We start from the raw sequence: 16,606 nt of genomic DNA on the forward strand, positions 1-16,606 counted from the left end.
CGTCCTCTCGCTCAACGACAGGGGTTGTGAGACTGGTGCGCGAACCACTCCTGAAGTTCCCGATGTCTGAACTGAAACGCGCCACCTGCTCTACGTAGTAGCCCAGCGTCATAGCTCCACGAGAGAAATGGTGAGAGTCGGGTGGGAAGAATCCTCCACCCCACCAGGCGCATGGCAACATAGCGGCGGCCGGCGTAAGTGACGAGAAATGCTGTAATAATTCCTGCGAGAATGAACCAGATCGCGATTCCTGGCCATCGTGAGGGAAATCCACCCGGAAAGCGAGCGAGGTGTGGAATGGCGTACTTGTCGAGGAAGTCTGCACTTCGCTCCTCGATCACCGAGGCAAGACCTTTGAGGGTGTAGTTGTCGGCATGAAGATTCTTGGCGTGCTCCTGCCTGAGCCGACCGGAAATTTCGATCAAGGTCCGCACGAAATCGTGCGGCAATCTTATGAATAGAGCAGCGTAGACACCCGCCATGAACCCGATCAAGAGGTTTTGTCGAAGCTCTGCCTTGATCGGAGTCGTGGGATCCGCGACCTCGACGTTCCACTCATCCGTGAAGGAGGCATGGAACAGAGGCGTCAATGCCGCAACGAGAAGCGCCAGGATCGTGGCGCAGGCAAGCAGGTCGTAAGACTGGTATTTGATGCCTGCTGTGAAAGGGAAAGATGTCATGTTCTTGGTCAGTAGGAGTTCTGCTGCGAAAACGAGAAGGAATATCGCGGCTGCAATCAGTGAAGCTTGTCGACTTCCGTATCGGTGTCGCAACTGTCTCCATGTGGCATGCTGCGGCTCGATCGTACTGGAATCCATTGACCTGTATGTCAGGGCTATCAATCCCGCGCAGGCCAGGAGGACTCCCCAGATCGGCACGGCGATTTCAAAAATTACGCAGGCCAAGTATGCCAGGGCGATAATTGGAACGGAAACGATTACGGATTCGGCCGCGAGTGGTGCCCGGCGACCTGTGATCTTCCATAATTCGTGCAGCCTGATGTCGGAGGTGCCTGTGTTGTTGAGATGCACCGCAATGTTCCCCAGCCAAGTGATGACTTTGCGGGGCTGGTAAGCGACTCCCTTGCTTCTTTCGTGGATGCTGGTGACAGCGTCGACGTAGCGGGCCATCAGATGGCGCCCTATGTCTTCGTCCGTTGTCTCCCAAAGCAATTCATCGGGGTTCTTGTCGGCGCTCTCTGTGTATGCCGTTGACGCGAGGGTGAGTCGCCATGGGGTGGAGAGGGACTGCGCCAGGACGCCGTGAGGGTCGGTCGTCAGGCGCTGGATCACGTCGTGCCATTTTCCCAGGCAGTGATTGAATCTCCGGTGGAGGTAGCTTGCGGCCTGGCTCGCGGTCAGCGGCTGCACGACAACCGGCGCAACATCCAGGATGTGCACTCCGTAGTTCGTCGCCAACTCGTCGAGAAAATCCTTGCGACAGGTGACTACAAGTGGCGCACTCTGTCGTCCGATCCTGAACCTGTTGATAGAAGTGATCGCGGACACGGCCCGAGTTGATTCGGCGCCTTCCGAAGACATCTCGTCGAGACCGTCCAGAATGGGCAGAATCAGGCCCATCTCGACGAGTTTCCTTGCAACGGATAAATTGACCTTGAAATCGCTGGATATTCTGCTGGAGATCCAATCACCCAAAGCTTCGGTCCCGTACCAGTCCGACAGGGAGAATCGCACCGGTACCGCATCCTCTGCGGCCCGCTCGTCGAGCATGAGGAGAAGGAGGTCAACCGCGAGGACTGTCTTTCCTGAGCCGCCGGCACCTGTGATGAGCAACCGCCGAGGAGTCAGATTCCGATAGTACGTGTAGACGGTTTCCAGTGTTCCAGAAGGGCCTGCGTTGCTGAGCCGGCGGCCCATGTCATGGGCCAGAACGAATTCTACGTCGATCGGGATGACATCTCCACCGAGCCAACGTGATCGTTGTTCGCCCTCCAGCTTTCCCACTTGTGCGGCCAGGTTGTCTGCGGCACGTTTCACGCCCTCGGCACTGAGGTCCGGTCGAGCTGCAATGAGCATTTGAATCAGGGTGATGACAATTGCTGCCACGCTCAGGAAGATGCTCCAGAGCGATGCTATGAGTGAGGGATCCTTCGACCCCTGCCCCACCTCGATGGTCCATACCGTCACGAACGCGAGAATGCCGATGAAGGCAGCGAGTCCCAGCCTCAACAAGAAGGATCTTGCCCCTCGCCCAGGCCCTGCTCTGAAGCTCATGGCTCGATTGAAGCCCATCACGCCCTTCACATGCAGACAATTCTGAGATTTTGGGCGCTTTGAGATCATGACGGCTCAGAAGTGCGCTCGCGCTTTTGAGAGGAGAACAGGGGGAGGTACGGGGATGCCTGCGCAGGAACCCTCATCCGGCCGGCTGCGCGGTGTGTTCCCGCTGGCGCTCGCCGCGTCAGACGTGTGTGAGAAGGCGCTCCAGCGGCCGGGGAACGCGCTCCAGGTCCAAGTGCGCGACCAGCGCCTGCGCGTAGAGCGCCTTGCGACCGCTGTGCGTTCCCATGAAGCGCCGCAGTTGGTGTTCCACGGGCCGTTCCCGCTGCGCCGGCTGGCCCTGGAAGGTGTGGAAGGGGCGCATCTCGCCCTGGGCCTTGATCACCTGCTGCACGCCTTCGGCCCCGACGGCGCGGATCAGCTCGTCCTCCAGGTCGGCGACGCACACATGGAACCCGAATGTCTCCAGTTCGGCCTGCGTGAGACTCGACCCGAGCCCGACCCGCTCAAGATGACGCCGGAAATGCCGCTCCTCGCCGATGTCGCAGAGGCCTGCCAACGGGAGGCCGAGCCCCGGAGGACCGCACACGTCCAGGAAACGCCCGATGTTCGTCGCACCTCCGAGCGGTACTACCGCGACGCCCTCTGTCCCGAGGTCGCGCCCGTAGCGCGTGGCCAGCGCTTCGAGCGCGACCTGATCACTGCTCCCCTCGACGAGCACGATCGTCCGCACTCCGCCGCCGGCCAGCTCCCGCGCCACCACGGCGGCCGCACCGGCCTCGGCTCCGCCGGCCGCCCACGCGACCAGCGCCTGGCGGAATCGCCTCAACTCGTCCACGAGACCTCGCTTCCCGACGGCATCCTGGCACGGCCGAGGACTCGTACGCACGCACGTTTTCCCTTGGCCGTAGCCGTCCCGGCCCGCGGGTGGTCCTCGGCTACATGCCGCTGGGCCCGGACATCGAATGCTGGTTCGCCGACGGGACGTGGTGGTAGGCGAGGTTGGCGTCGCGGTTGTGCGAGCTGCGCCGGTGGGCTTCGGAGGCCTCGTACTTCGTGAGGGCCCCCTGCTCTCTCCCTGGTGTCCTGTCCTGTGCGGGGCGACGGCCGCACGTCTGTGGCGGTCGGTCGCCGAGGCGGGTGGCCCTGGAGCGCCGTCAAGCTGAACCGGGTGACACTCGCGACGCCACCGCCGTATGCCCGAGGACGTGACGGGGGACCGGCGGGCGTCCAACGCGCCTCGGCAGGTGTGCCGGTTGCGCCTTCCGGCGACTGAAACCTGCGTTGGTCAAAGGCTCGTCTCAGGCTCCGAGGGTCGGGCGCCGCCGCGCGACGAGGGCAGCGACGTCGTCGTCGAGTTCGCCGCCGCTGTAGGCGATCAGGTCGCGGTGGAGATGGTCGAGGAGCTGGTGGGGCGCCTCGTCGCCCCATGAGCTGATGCGGTCGGCGAGGGGGTAGAACGCGCCGGAGCGATCGCGGGTCTCCGTGACCCCGTCGGTGTACAGCAGGAGTTGGTCTCCGGGGTGGAAGGGCGCGAGGTCGACGTGGTATCCGTCGCTCGCCATGTCGCCCAGGTTGAGCGGCGGCGAGGGAGCGGCGGGCTGCAACTCCCGGACCTCGCCGCGGTGCAGCAGCAGCGGGGACGGGTGGCCGCAGGTGACGGTCCGGACGACCGGTTCATCGTCCGGGACCTCGGCGAGCAGCGCGGTGATGAAACGTTCGGCGATGTCCGAGCCCGGGACCTCCGGGTACTGGGAGGCGTTGCGGCTCACGCTCGTCTCCAGGCGGCGTGCGAGGTGGGGCAGGTCGGGCGCGTCGTGGGCGGCCTCGCGGAAGGCGCTGAGCAGCATCGCGGCCGTCTGCATCGCGAGCAGGCCCTTGCCGCGTACGTCACCGATGAGCAGTCGTACGCCGTACGGGGTGTGTATCGCCTCGTACAGATCGCCGCCGATCCGGGCTTCCGCTGCGGCGGCCACGTAGAGGCTCTCGAGCGTGACGTGCCCGAGGTGTCGCGGTATCGGATGCAGCACTGCCATCTGGGCGGTCTCGGCCACTGAGCGGACCTGAACCAGCTGATGGGCGCGTCGGCCCAGCAGCCGGTTGAAGATGACGGCAAATGCCCCGATCGCCACGAGGGTGGCCAGCTCGGAGTAGGCGGTCGCATCCTGGAGCGCATCGAAGTCCGCCATCAGGCCGACAAAGATGGCGCACGCGGCCACTGCGGTGAGCACGGTCCCCCATAGGGACAGCAACGCGGCGGCAGCGACCATGGCCGTGGCGAGGAAGGCATCCGGCCTGATCGCGCGGGGTGTCAAGAGGCCGACGACCAGGCCGATGACCAGCAGAAGAGCAGGCAGAACGGGCAACAACCTGCCCCGCGCACCAGTACTGCGCGGGACTTTGCGTACCTCAGGAGACCTCGCCTCCATGCCGCGCCCCAAGGTCACACAGGCCGAGCGGCAGCCCAGGCCTGGAAGCCAGGCCACCGATTTGGCTTATTTTATCGCAGTTCGTCTGCCGACCGGGGTTCTCGAACGCGGACTCGGAGGCAGTGCCGGATGGAACAGTGCGGCCTCAGGCAGCGCCGTCTGCCCGGTGCTGTTCCGGGGGCGTGAGGTGAGCGAGGCACAGTGAGGGCTCGACGAACGGCTCCAGCCGGTCGACGCCCAGCGGGGCGCGTACTTCCTTCAGGGCGCCGCGCATGAGGCCCAGGTGCAGGGAGCACACCACGTCGCGGTGTTCCTCCGCGATTTCCCGGAACGGGCAGTGGCGCAGCGGGACGACCGGGTCCGGCCGGTCCTGGACGGGACCGGGGGCGAAGCCGACGTCCGCGAGCACTTGGGTCAGTCGCCGGATGGCCTCCTCGGTGTCGACGCGCTGGGTGGGGGAGGGGGTGTCGGCGAGGTAGCGGCCCCATGCCTCGCCGGCGTTGACCGCGGCCTGCGCCGGTTGCGGCAGTGCCTCGGTGACGAGGCCGGTGAGCATCTGGGCCAGCAACTGGTAACTGCGGCGGCCTGCCGGAACCTGGGAGGAGGCGGCGGCGCGGTAGACGGTGCGGGGCCTGCCCGGCCGGCCGCGCCCCTCGGTACTGCGCTCGGCAAGCCCTTCCTTGACCAGCGTGTCGAGGTGGAACCGGGCCGTGTTGGAGTGCAGGCCCGTCTGCTCGGCCATCTCCCGTACGCCCACTGCTTCAGGCGTGGTGCGCAGGACGTCGAGCACATGGGCCCGGCTCTCGCCCACGGCGGGAGGATCGGTCGGATCATGCAACGTCTGCTCGCTCATTTCGCCAATTTTACCCAATGCGTGTCGTAGAAACGAGAGAAATCTGTCACCTGTATCTCACCGTCGGCGGATCTGCATGCCGGGGCGGCGGCGGTGGACGGTCACGTAGGCCAGGCCGTCGGGCCCCGCGGTGATGCTGCGCGTCGAGCCGTGCGGCAGCCACAGGAGCCCTCCCTCGGCCAGTGGCAGCGCACCGTCGGGGGTGTCCATCACGCCGTCGCCGGTGACGACGAGGACCAGGACGTCCAGGTCGGGCTCGGCGTGGGTGCCGATGTGCTCGCCGGCGGGCAGCCGGACCAGGTTGGCGTCGAGCTGGCGGCCGGACTCGGCCAGTTTCCACAGGACGCCGGCGGATTCGGGGAGTTGGCCGGTGAGGGCTTGTACGTCGCACAGCAGGCGTGCCACGGCCGCCTCTTCCGGCTGTCCGGCGGTCGGCGTCTCAGGCATCGTCGGCCACCCGTGTGAGGCGGATCTCGACGACGGCCTGTGCCCGCATGTCCGGGTCGGCGCCGGTCGCCTGCGGGTACACCTCTGCAGCGGGTGGCATATGTGATCCTCCTTCTTCTGGCTGGGGCGAGTTGCCCCTGGAGCCGCCGCCAATTATTACGTGCTTCTTCGTGAAAACGGCGGGTGGTGGGCGTCATCGAAAGAGAGTCGTGTTCTGTCCCTCCTCACCCTCAGGCGGTGGTCAAACGCTCTGCTAGCAGAGCCACTTGAGCCAATCGGGCTGCGTCGTGCCGTCCGGTGGGGCTGGGGATGTGCCGGGAAGTGGTCGTGGAGTCTGCTGTGTACGAGTCGGTGTGCCGGAAGGGCTTCGGTGGACCCTCAGGCAGGACAGGCCGTTCTCGCCTGCTGTGAGGCCGGCGGCGGACCCGCGTGGTAGCCACAGCAGCGTTCCCTCGGTCAGATGTTGGGGTCCGTCCGGGGTGGGGACGGTGGCGTCTCCGGCCAGGATCAGCAGGAGAACGTCCGGGTCCTCCTCGGTGTGCGTATTCACGTGTTGCCCAGGCAGCAGGTGGGTGATGCCGGCGTCGAGTTCGCGTCCGGGCGCGGACAGTCTCCACAGTTCCCCGGCCGGTGCCGCGGCGAGGACGGTGAGGGCCCGCGTGTCACACAGCAGACTCGGTTCGGGGGCACCCCAAGTACCGTCGGAAGGGCGACTGTTGAGGGCGTTCGTGGTGGTGGGTGCGTCAGTCATCAGGGGCGACCCGTCCGATGCGGTGCTGGGCGAGGCTTCCGCCGTCGACGAGGGTCGTGAAATGTGCGGCCAGGACGGCGAGTTCACCGCCGGACACATCGGCGAGGGCGGGTAGGAGTACGGCCTGCTCGACCGCGAGGTGGGTGGTCAGGTGCGCCTCGATGCTCTGGGCGACGGCCTTCGCGCGGTGCGCGTCGTCGGTGCGGGCGAGGGTGTCGATGTCCTGGACGAGTGCGGTCGCGGCGGTGCGCAGGGCTCGGATGAGCAGGCGGGTTTCCGGGGAACCCGCTGCGGGGGTGTACAGGGCCCGGTCGGTGGCGTTCAGGTAGCGGCGTACCGGGCCGGTGCAGAAGTCGGTCAGGGTCGCCAGGGCGGCCTCCCGGGCGTCGGTGCCCAGTTCCAGTTCGGTCAGCAGCGCGACCTTCGGCCGCAGCGCGGCGAGCAGCCGCCGCTGGCCGCTGCGGATCACTGCCCGGGCCTGGATGGCCGGGTCGGCCTCGGTTGCCTGTATGAAGACCTCGGACGTCAGCGTCATGGCTCTGCCCCTTCTCCTGCCTCGCCCGAACGGACGCAGCCAATTATTACATGTATTATTTGTAGAAACCTCGTGCTGGAAACCTCTGCCGAAGAGAGGAGGTGCGCCGATGACCTATGTGATCGCGCAGCCTTGTGTGGATGTGAAGGACAAGGCGTGCGTCGAGGAGTGCCCTGTGGACTGCATCTACGAGGGTGAACGGTCGCTGTACATCCACCCGGACGAATGCGTGGACTGCGGGGCGTGCGAGCCGGTCTGCCCGGTCGAGGCGATCTTCTATGAGGAGGACGTGCCGGCCGAGTGGAGTGAGTACACCCGGGCGAACGCCGAGTTCTTCGACCCTCTCGGGTCGCCCGGCGGTGCGGCCAAGCTGGGGTTGATCGAGCGTGACCATCCGCTGATCGCCGCGCTGCCGCCGCAGGGAGAGTGAGAGGGCCAGGAGCCGCCCCGCATACCGAAGGCCGCACTACCCGTATACCGAAGCGATGAAGGAACGTCATGTTCGTCGCCGAGATCGCCACCTTTCCCCGCCGCCGTGCGCCCGTGCCCGGCGGCCCGACCGCGGCCGTGCTCACCACCGCGGAGACCTCCGACCAGGTCGCCGTCCTCCACGTGGAACTGGCCCCGGGCACCACCATGCCCGAACACGAGCACGGCGCCTCGCGGGTCGTGCTGATCCCCCTGGCCGGGGCCGTCGAGGTGCACCACGACGGCCGGGCCCGGACGCCGACGGCCGGTACGGCCGTCGCCCACATCGGCGTCGGCGAGCGCGTCAGCCTGGCCAACCCCGGTGCGGAGCCCGCCTCCCTCATGGTCGTGGTCTCGCCACCGGAGTTCGCCGACCGGCTGGCCTCCTGGCCGCAGGCCTGATCCACCACACGCCCACAGCCGTCCTTCGACACGACAGAAAGGCAACGCATCGATGAACACCATGTCGGCTGCGACCGCGGGCGCGGTCACCTTCCTCTGGCTCGGAATGGTGCTGGCGATCTCCTTCCTGGAGGCGCCGCTGAAGTTCCGCGCCCCCGGGGTGACCATCCCCATCGGGCTGGGTATCGGCCGCCTGGTCTTCCGTGCGCTGAACCTCGTCGAGGCCGCCCTGGCCGCCGTCGTCATCGTGGCGGTGGCCGTCGGCGGCCCTCCCGCGGTCATCGTGGTGCTCACTGCCGTCGTGGCGGTGGTGCTCACCATGCAGTTGGGGGTGGTCCGCCCACGGTTGAACCGTAGGTCGGACCGGGTTCTTGCCGGGGAGGACCTGCCCCGCTCGCGTGGGCACGTGTACTACGTGGCCTTCGAGATCACCAAGGTCATCACCCTGACGGTGCTGGGGATCAGCCTGCTCGCGCAGTAGCCCGCCCCTCTCCCAGGGGCGCCGCGCCGCTGTGGCCTGCTTCGGACCAGGCGAGCGCGTAGTGTGACAAGGCAGGGCGACATGATGACGGTGCCCGACGGCGCCGGGAGGAAGCACCATGGCGCACAACCCGTGGCTCCAGCGGGGACGGGGCCAGGCCCGGGACGGCGTGGCCGCGCGACCGCCGCAGCGTGCTCTGGATAGGCACCAACTGCGGCACCTGCTGGACGGTGTCGTGGCCGTCAGCGTCAATGTGGATACCCGCACCGTGCTGCAACGCATCGTGGAAGCGGCCACCGACCTCCTCGCCGCGCACTACGGGGCACTGGGCGTGCTCTCGGAAAACGGCAAAGTCATCGACCTGATCACCGTGGGCATCGACGACCCGCAACTGTGCGCCGCCCTGGGCCTGCCGCAAGGCCATGGCCTGCTGCACACCATGCTGGACGACCGGGCGCCGTTGCGGGTGGCGGACGTGGACGGGCACCCTCGGTCGGCCGGCTTTCCGCCCGGACATCCGGTCATGCGGACTCTGCTGGGCGTTCCCCTCATGGTGCGCGGCACGCTCTACGGCGACCTCTACGTCGCCGACAAGATGGACGGCACGCCTTTCGATGACGACGACGAGAGCCTGCTGACGGCGTTGGCGAGTGCCGCGGGCGTCAGCCTCGAAAACGCCCGCCTGTACGAGCGCCTCAAACGCGCCGCCGAGCACTTTCAGCGGCGTATGCTCCCCGTTCTTCCCGACCTCACTCCCCTTGAGGCCGCCGCCCGTTACGAGCCCGCCTCCGAGCTGCTCAGACTGGGCGGGGACTGGTACGACGCCATGGTCCTGCCCGATGGCGCCACCTGTGTGGTGGTGGGCGACGTGACCGGCCACGACGTGGAGGCCGCCCCGCTGATGGGGCAGCTCCGCAGCATGCTGCGGGCGATCGCCCTCGACCGCTGCGGGCCGCCCGGCCAGGTCGTTTCCCGGCTGGACCACGCCCTGACGATGTTCGAGGACCCGCCCACGGCCACGCTGGTGTTCGGCCGCATCGAGCGTGGAGAGGGCGGGGAGTACACCTTCGGCTGGAGCAATGCCGGGCATCTGCCGCCGCTGCTGGTCGACGCGGACGGCGGCACGCTCTACCTGGCACCCACCCGGCACGGGATCCCGGTGGGCATCGATCCGTCCGTGCCCCGGTTCAGCCACGAACACCCCTTCCCGCCCGGCAGCACCCTGCTGCTGTTCACTGACGGGCTGGTCGAACGCCGCGACCAGGACATCGACACCGGACTGAGCGACCTGGCCGAACAGGCCGCCCGCCTGGCCACCTCCCCACTGGAGGAACTGTGCGACGCTCTGATCAGCCGAAGCCCGCAGGTGTTCGACGACGATGTGGCCGTGCTCGCCCTGCGCACCCCCTCGGACAGTTCGACACGGTGACAGACTCGCGCCCGGCTTGCCGACGCCCGCGCGCAGGCCGGGCAGGCCGCGGCTCCGACTTTCCGCGGTGCAGGGACCACGCTGGAGTCGGAGGTGTTCGACCGATGGCCGGATGGACGAGCAGGGCCCCCTCGGTGGCGCTGTGCGGGCTGGCACTGGCCGGGCTGATGGTGGTCGTGGCGGCATCACCGCTGTACGGGCCTGAGGCGCTGCACGGGGTGGTGCGAGGTGTGGTCGTACGGCCGCCGGGGCAGGACCCGCGGTCCGGCGCCGGCGGCGGGAGCGGCACGTACGTGCCGGTGAACGGCGATCCGGTGCGGGCGCATGACGAACGCGGACACGTGGTGGCGAGCACGGTCACCGCGCCGCCGGACGGGTCGTTCTCCTTCACCCTGTCGCCCGGGTCGTACCGGATCACCGAGGACATCTTCGGCATCGGCCGGCAGGTCGAGCTGCGCGGCGGCTCGACGGTCTCGGTGACGCTGACCATCCCCAGCGCGCACTGAAATCCGGATTCCCGGACGGCGCGCCTGTTCGGCCGGGGGGATGGAGTTCCTTCGGCATATGAGTGGTACCCGCCCTGCCCGTGTCGCTCCTGCCGCGGACCCACGGGCTCACGGCCACGCTGCTGATCGCTCGTATCTCTCAACGAGGGGATTCGCACGTGGACGCCGTTCCACCTTCGCCCGCGACCGGGCGGTCACCATCCGTATTCAAAAATGTACTCGTCGCTGCCTGCACGATGGGGCTGACCGTCGCTTCGGTGAGCCTGCCCGTCCAGGCCCGGGCCGCCACTCAGCCGCCGGCGCCTTCGGCGTACGAACAGCAATACCTCAGCAGCAGCCCGCCGGATCTCACCGTGCCCGCGGGAACCGCACGCCCGCGGTCGGTGCGCCCGCGGCAACTGCCCGGGGCGGCCGGGGCGTTCGTCATCGACGCGGACGCCTCCGCCAGCACGAGCACGGGCGGTGGCCGTGGCGAACCGTCCATTGCGATCAACCCGGCCAACCCCGACGAGATCGCGATCACGCGGTTCAACTTTCAGTTCTGGCAGAACGGCAACGCGGATCTGCTCTACTCCGACGACGGCGGGGCCCACTGGACGGAGAACCACACCATCCCGACGCCGGGCCTGACCGACACGCCGAACGGCCCGTACGACCAGACCATCGACTACGGCCGTGACGGCAGGCTCTACGGTACGTTCCTCGCGTGCAACGCCCCGACCGCAGGGCCTCCGTCCGTCCCGGAGTGCAACACCAAGCATGTGGTGACCGGTTCGACGACCGACCCCACCAATGCCGCGTCCTGGAGTTGGAACGGGGCCCAAGTCACCAGCGGCACCCGCACCGGCGTCGATCAGCCATGGGTCCTGGTCAACCGGGACACGACGACGGCGGCCCAGGACAACGTCTACGCCGCCTACCAGGACTTGGCCGGCACCCCGGACGCCCGGGTGGGCGTCTCCTACGGCGCCAATCCCGTCAACATCACCGCGGACAACGTCGCGGGCACGATGAGCCCGCTCACCACCAACGGCGGCCTGCGGCCGGCCAAGGACCCGCGCAATGGCACGATGTACGCGCTCTACCAGCAGTCGACGGGCAAACTCCAGCCCAACAGCGTCCTGCGGAACCAGCCGGTCAAAGTCACCTACCGGCTCAACCGCTCGGACGACGGCGGGGCGCACTGGAGGCTGAACAACGACAACGACGGCATCGTCGTGGCCACCGAAGACAGCGACCAGGGCCTCGGGTACAAGTTCGGCGGTGTGAACGCGCTGCTCGGCGGTGTGGACCATGCGGCCGTCGACCCCGGCAACGGCGACGTCTACGTCGTCTACGGGGCGGATGTGTCGGGGAACAACCAGCTCAGGATCCGTCGGCTCACCGACAACGGCTCCGGCGGTCTCAATGTCGGAGCCGCGGTCAATGTCTCCACGTCGACGAACGCGGCGCTTCCTTCGGTGGCGGTGCTCAGCGACGGAACCATCGGGGTTCTGTACGACACCTTCGACGGCAACAACACCGCGGGTTTCCCCACCTTCACCGCGCACCTCGCTCGCAGCAAGGACCACGGCGCCACCTTCACCGACACGGTGCTGCAGACCTTCGCCTCGCCCGAGCAGGACCAGACCGGCTGCAACACCACGCCGCAGCCGCCCAACCCCAACCTGCCCGACCTCGACTGTGCGCGGCAGCGTGTGCTCGGTGACTATCAGCAGCTCAAGGCGGTCGGCCACACCTTCTACGGCACATTCACCGGAAACACCAACGGCGCCAACCCGACGACGACCCCGCCGATGCACGCGATGTTCTTCACTGTGCCGCAGAAGTCGCAGACATCGCTCGCCTCGTCGGCCAACCCGTCGGTGTACGGCCAGCCGGTGACGTTCACCGCCACCGTCGCCCCGGTCCCGGACGGCGGCACGGTGAGCTTCGAGGCCGACGGAAGCGCCCTGGGCGCGTCGGTCCCGGTCAACACGACGACCGGTGAGGCGACTTCGGCGGCGATCTCGACGCTGAGCCCAGGAACACACACCGTGAACGCCGCCTTCAGCGGCAACGACAACTTCCACCCGAGCACGGCTCCCCCTCTGATCCAGACGGTGAGCAAGGCGCCGGTCGCCACGACGCTGTCCTCCAGCGCGAACCCGTCCGGCTTCGGCACCCCGGTGACCTTCACCGACACGATCTGCCCGAGCGGTGCGAGCACAGACCCGGCCGCGCCACCGACCGGAACCGTCACGGTCAAGGACGGCACCACCGTGCTCGGCACACCGACCCTCACCCCGGGCGGCGGACCCCACTGCAGCCAGGTCCACGTCACCACGTCCAACCTGCTGCCCGGCCCGCACACCCTCACTGCCGACTACGGCGGCGACGCCAACTATCTGGCGGCCGGTACCGAGACACTCGCGCAGACGGTCAGCTGCACGCGGACCATCACCGGCCAGGTCAACAGCGCGGTCATCGCGACCGGTGACAGCACCTGCATCATCGATGCCACCGTGCGTGGCGCGGTCTTCGGCGGGACGAACGCCGCACTGTTCATCAGCAACTCGACCATCGGGGGCGGCGTCCAGTCCTCGGGCGGCACCCTGTTCGGGATGTGCGGCAGCACGGTCGTCGGATCGGTTCAGGTCAGCCGTGCCTCGGGCTTCGTTGTCATCGGCGACCCGGGGGACGACCACTGCCCGGGCAACCACCTCCGCGGCGTTCAGCTCACCGACAACCATTCGGGCGCCGAACTCGTCGGCAATGACATCGGCGGCTCGGTGCAGGTGAACGGTACGACGGGAACCGGGCCGTTCCCGGTGGACGATCGTGCCGCCATCGTGGGCAACACCGTTCAAGGCTCGCTCTCCTGCGTCGGCAACATCCCACCGCCGACGAACCGCGGTACCCCCAACACGGTGTTGGGAAGCCGAGCAGGTCAGTGCTCGGCCCTGTGAGGACGAACCGATAGCGTCAACCGCAGAGGTACATGTGCGCCCCGACCGGCCTCCGGTCGGGGCGCACCCGTGTGCGGGGGAGTGTGACCGGGGACGTTGCCGCAGCTGCGACTGGGGCGCCCCGCTAGGCTCACGCCATGTCCGACAACGGTCCGGGACGCGTGGAGATCACTTACCGCCCGGGGGATCCACAGAGCTCGCAGCTGCGACTGCGGGTGGGGGACGAGGTCTCGGTCACTCTGCACGGCTCGCCGGCCTACGGCTGGACCCCGGTCGAGGCCGTCGGCGGCCCCCTGACGCTGATCGAGACGGCAGCGGTCGCGGGAACCGCCCGGGCCGCTGTGCGGGCCACCGCTCCCGGGCAGGCGGAGTTGCGTTCGGCGTCGTCATTCCGGGGGGATCGGTTCGGGCCGCAGACCCGGCTGTGGCGACTGCACGTGCATGTTGATCCGTAGCGGGCGTCGGGTGCGGGCTACGGAACGACAGCGAGTGTCAACTGCCGGGCCGATACAGGGAAAACCCTATGTTTTTACTGTGAGTTGACTGTACTCCGTAAATTCTCGGTTGCTTGGCGCGATACAGCCGCCGCTCCTCTTGTTGCGTGACATGTCCGGTGCAAGCATCCCGGACTGCGAACACGCGCTCTATCGGCGTGAACGTCCTTCTCTCCCCACATGCCGGGGCAATCCCGGCTGCACGAAAGGATGTTCAGTGTTGCGAAGCAGACCCAGACGCGGCCGCACAGCCGCGCTCACCGCGATCCTCACCGCCGTTCCCGCGCTCTGGCTCTCCGCTCCGGCGGCCCATGCGGCCCCCGAGCCCACCGCCGCTCCCGCCGCGCACCGTTCGGCCGACACCGGCCCCGCCGTGCGGCACGACACCTCCCCCACCCTGCGCTCCATGGCCGCCCATGCCCGGCATCACGGCCACCACGGCAAGAAGGAGCAGGACGACGATCCCGGCGAGGAGCGGCTGCCGCACCCGCCCGCCTCTCCCATCCCCGACCCGGTCGTCCAGTCCAGCCCCGGCGGACCCTCCGCCCCCTCGACGGGCACCAACTTCGAGGGCATCGGCGCCGGCAACTACTCGATCACCGGCGTCCCGCCGGACCCGAACGCCGCCGTCGGCTCCAGCCAGATCGTCGAGACCGTGAACACCGCCTACGCGGTGTACTCCAAGTCCGGGACCACCGTCCTCGCCCCGACCGACACCAGCACCCTGTGGTCCGGCTTCGGCGGCTCCTGTCAGAGCACCAACGACGGTGACGCGGTGGCCCGCTGGGACACCCTGGCCGGCCGCTGGGTGGTGACCCAGTTCGCGAACGTCTCCTCGTCCTCGGGCCCGTACTACGAGTGCGTGGCCGTCTCCACCGGTGCTGACGCGACAGGCAGCTATTACCGCTACTCGTTCCAGTACGCCAACTTCCCGGACTACCCGAAGCTTTCGGTGTGGCCGGATGCGTACTACATCACCTACAACATGTTCACCGCCTCCGGCAGCTTCCTGAACGCCGAGGCCTGCGCGCTCAACCGGTCCGCCATGCTGACCGGCGCGAGTGCCACCCAGCAGTGCTTCACCACCTCGTCCTCCTACGGCGGTCTGCTGGGCGGGGACCTGGACGGCTCGACCGCGCCGCCGGCCGGCGAGCCGGAGCTGATGGTGGGCCTGGGTACGACCAGCACCACCCTGGCGTACTGGAAGTTCCACGTCGACTGGACCACCACGTCCAACTCGACCTTCACCGGTCCGTCGACGCTGACCGTCGCGTCGTACACCACCGCCTGCGGCAGCTCGGGCACCTGTATCCCGCAAAGCGGGACCAGTACGCAACTCGACTCGCTCTCGGACCGCTTGATGTTCCGGCTGGCCTACCGCAACTTCGGCGACCATGAGTCGCTGGTGGTCAACCACGCGGTCACGGCGGGCAGTTCGGTGGGCGTCCGGTGGTACGAGCTGCGGCTGTCGGGCGGCAATCCGACCGTCTACCAGCAGGGCACCTACGCCCCGGACTCCACCTACCGCTGGATGGGCTCGATCGCCGAGGACAAGGTCGGCAACATCGCGCTCGGATACTCCCAGTCCTCCTCCTCCGTACACCCGTCGATCCGCTACACGGGACGGCTGGCCGGCGACACCCTCGGCACGATGACGCAGGGTGAGGTCACCGCGATCACCGGCGGTGGGTCGCAGACCGGTTACAGCCGCTGGGGCGACTACACCTCGATGGTCGTGGACCCGGCCGACGACTGCACGTTCTGGTACACGAACGAGTACATCCCGTCCAACGGCAACTTCAACTGGCACACCAGGCTGGCCTCGTTCACCCTTCCCAACTGCGGCTCCACGGCGACGAACGACTTCTCGATCTCCGTCAGCCCCGCTTCCTCCAGCGTGACCGCCGGGTCGTCGGCGACCACGACGGTGTCGACGGCGGTGACGTCCGGTTCGGCGCAGTCGGTGAGTCTGTCGGCGTCCGGCCTGCCCAGCGGGGCGACCGCCACCTTCAACCCGACCTCGGTCACCGCAGGCAACTCATCCACGCTGACCGTGGCCACGTCGTCCTCGACACCGGCGGGGACCTACAACATCACCGTCACCGGCACGGGCCCCTCGGCCACACACACCGCCACCTACACCCTGACGGTCAGCTCCGGCAGCGGCGGTGGGATCACCAACGGCGGCTTCGAAGCGGGCAGTCTGACCGGCTGGACCTCGGCGGGCACCACGACGGTGGTGAACTCCGGGGCCCACAGCGGCACCTACGCGGCACGGGTCGGCGGCACCTCACCGACCAACGGCGACTCGTCGATCGCCCAGACCTTCACGGTGCCGACCGGGACCAGCACGCTCGGCTTCTCCTACAACGTGACCTGCCCGGACACGGTCACCTACGACTGGGCCAGGGCCACGCTCAAGGACAACACCACGGGCACGACCACCACGGTGCTCGCCAAGACCTGTGTGTCGTCCTCCGGCTGGGTCAACAAGACCGCCTCGGTCACCGCCGGGCACAGCTACACGCTCACGCTCATCAGCCACGACGACAACTACACGGGTGACGCCACGTACACCCGCTACGACGACGTGACCGTGTCCTGACCCGCATCAGGACAGAGG

Annotated in this window: 14 protein-coding genes; 8 read left to right on the plus strand and 6 right to left on the minus strand. The window is 67.7% G+C overall.

The window, feature by feature from the left end; genetic code table 11:
• Window positions 1-11 precede the first annotated feature (11 nt).
• The 6 genes from ACZ4EG_RS32820 to ACZ4EG_RS32845 form a co-directional block, all read right to left on the minus strand.
• Window positions 12-2,147 carry an NACHT domain-containing protein gene (locus ACZ4EG_RS32820; RefSeq protein WP_467793205.1) on the minus strand — a complete coding sequence of 712 codons (2,136 nt, stop codon included), beginning with the start codon at window positions 2,145-2,147 and terminating at the stop codon, window positions 12-14.
• 274 nt (window positions 2,148-2,421) lie between these two features.
• Window positions 2,422-3,078 carry a TOPRIM nucleotidyl transferase/hydrolase domain-containing protein gene (locus ACZ4EG_RS32825; RefSeq protein ID WP_467793206.1) on the minus strand — a complete coding sequence of 219 codons (657 nt, stop codon included), beginning with the start codon at window positions 3,076-3,078 and terminating at the stop codon, window positions 2,422-2,424.
• 463 nt (window positions 3,079-3,541) lie between these two features.
• The gene (locus ACZ4EG_RS32830) at window positions 3,542-4,606 is read right to left on the minus strand and encodes a PP2C family protein-serine/threonine phosphatase (protein WP_453552994.1); all 1,065 of its coding nucleotides are present in this window, start codon (window positions 4,604-4,606) and stop codon (window positions 3,542-3,544) included.
• Between the two features lie 208 nt (window positions 4,607-4,814).
• The gene (locus ACZ4EG_RS32835; RefSeq protein ID WP_467793207.1) at window positions 4,815-5,522 is read right to left on the minus strand and encodes a helix-turn-helix transcriptional regulator; all 708 of its coding nucleotides are present in this window, start codon (window positions 5,520-5,522) and stop codon (window positions 4,815-4,817) included.
• A 57-nt stretch (window positions 5,523-5,579) separates the two neighbouring features.
• On the minus strand, window positions 5,580-5,969 hold the full coding sequence (locus tag ACZ4EG_RS32840; RefSeq protein WP_453552990.1) for a cupin domain-containing protein: 390 nt from the start codon (window positions 5,967-5,969) through the stop codon (window positions 5,580-5,582).
• Between the two features lie 743 nt (window positions 5,970-6,712).
• On the minus strand, window positions 6,713-7,255 hold the full coding sequence (locus ACZ4EG_RS32845) for a hypothetical protein (RefSeq protein ID WP_467793208.1): 543 nt from the start codon (window positions 7,253-7,255) through the stop codon (window positions 6,713-6,715).
• 109 nt (window positions 7,256-7,364) lie between these two features.
• Here ACZ4EG_RS32845 and fdxA point away from each other — a divergent pair, with 109 nt between their 5' ends.
• From fdxA to ACZ4EG_RS32885, 8 genes are all read left to right on the plus strand, one after another.
• The gene (fdxA, locus tag ACZ4EG_RS32850) at window positions 7,365-7,685 is read left to right on the plus strand and encodes a ferredoxin (protein ID WP_363302464.1); all 321 of its coding nucleotides are present in this window, start codon (window positions 7,365-7,367) and stop codon (window positions 7,683-7,685) included.
• A gap of 68 nt (window positions 7,686-7,753) precedes the next feature.
• Window positions 7,754-8,125, plus strand: coding sequence for a cupin domain-containing protein (locus ACZ4EG_RS32855; protein WP_467793209.1), 372 nt, complete (start codon window positions 7,754-7,756; stop codon window positions 8,123-8,125).
• A gap of 52 nt (window positions 8,126-8,177) precedes the next feature.
• Complete coding sequence (locus tag ACZ4EG_RS32860; RefSeq protein ID WP_453552984.1) at window positions 8,178-8,606, plus strand: hypothetical protein; 429 nt, start codon at window positions 8,178-8,180, stop codon at window positions 8,604-8,606.
• A 118-nt stretch (window positions 8,607-8,724) separates the two neighbouring features.
• Entirely contained in the window at window positions 8,725-10,035 is a 1,311-nt protein-coding gene (locus tag ACZ4EG_RS32865) for a PP2C family protein-serine/threonine phosphatase (RefSeq protein ID WP_467793210.1), read from the plus strand.
• 104 nt (window positions 10,036-10,139) lie between these two features.
• Complete coding sequence (locus ACZ4EG_RS32870; protein ID WP_453552980.1) at window positions 10,140-10,541, plus strand: hypothetical protein; 402 nt, start codon at window positions 10,140-10,142, stop codon at window positions 10,539-10,541.
• 257 nt (window positions 10,542-10,798) lie between these two features.
• Window positions 10,799-13,489 carry an Ig-like domain repeat protein gene (locus ACZ4EG_RS32875; RefSeq protein WP_467793211.1) on the plus strand — a complete coding sequence of 897 codons (2,691 nt, stop codon included), beginning with the start codon at window positions 10,799-10,801 and terminating at the stop codon, window positions 13,487-13,489.
• A 137-nt stretch (window positions 13,490-13,626) separates the two neighbouring features.
• A complete protein-coding gene (locus tag ACZ4EG_RS32880) occupies window positions 13,627-13,944 on the plus strand; it encodes a hypothetical protein (RefSeq protein ID WP_453552976.1) in 318 nt (105 codons plus the stop codon).
• Between the two features lie 259 nt (window positions 13,945-14,203).
• Window positions 14,204-16,588, plus strand: a complete 2,385-nt coding sequence (locus ACZ4EG_RS32885) for a hypothetical protein (RefSeq protein ID WP_467793212.1) — start codon at window positions 14,204-14,206, stop codon at window positions 16,586-16,588.
• Window positions 16,589-16,606 lie beyond the last annotated feature (18 nt).

It is taken from the genome of Streptomyces sp. NPDC025638, assembly GCF_055558775.1.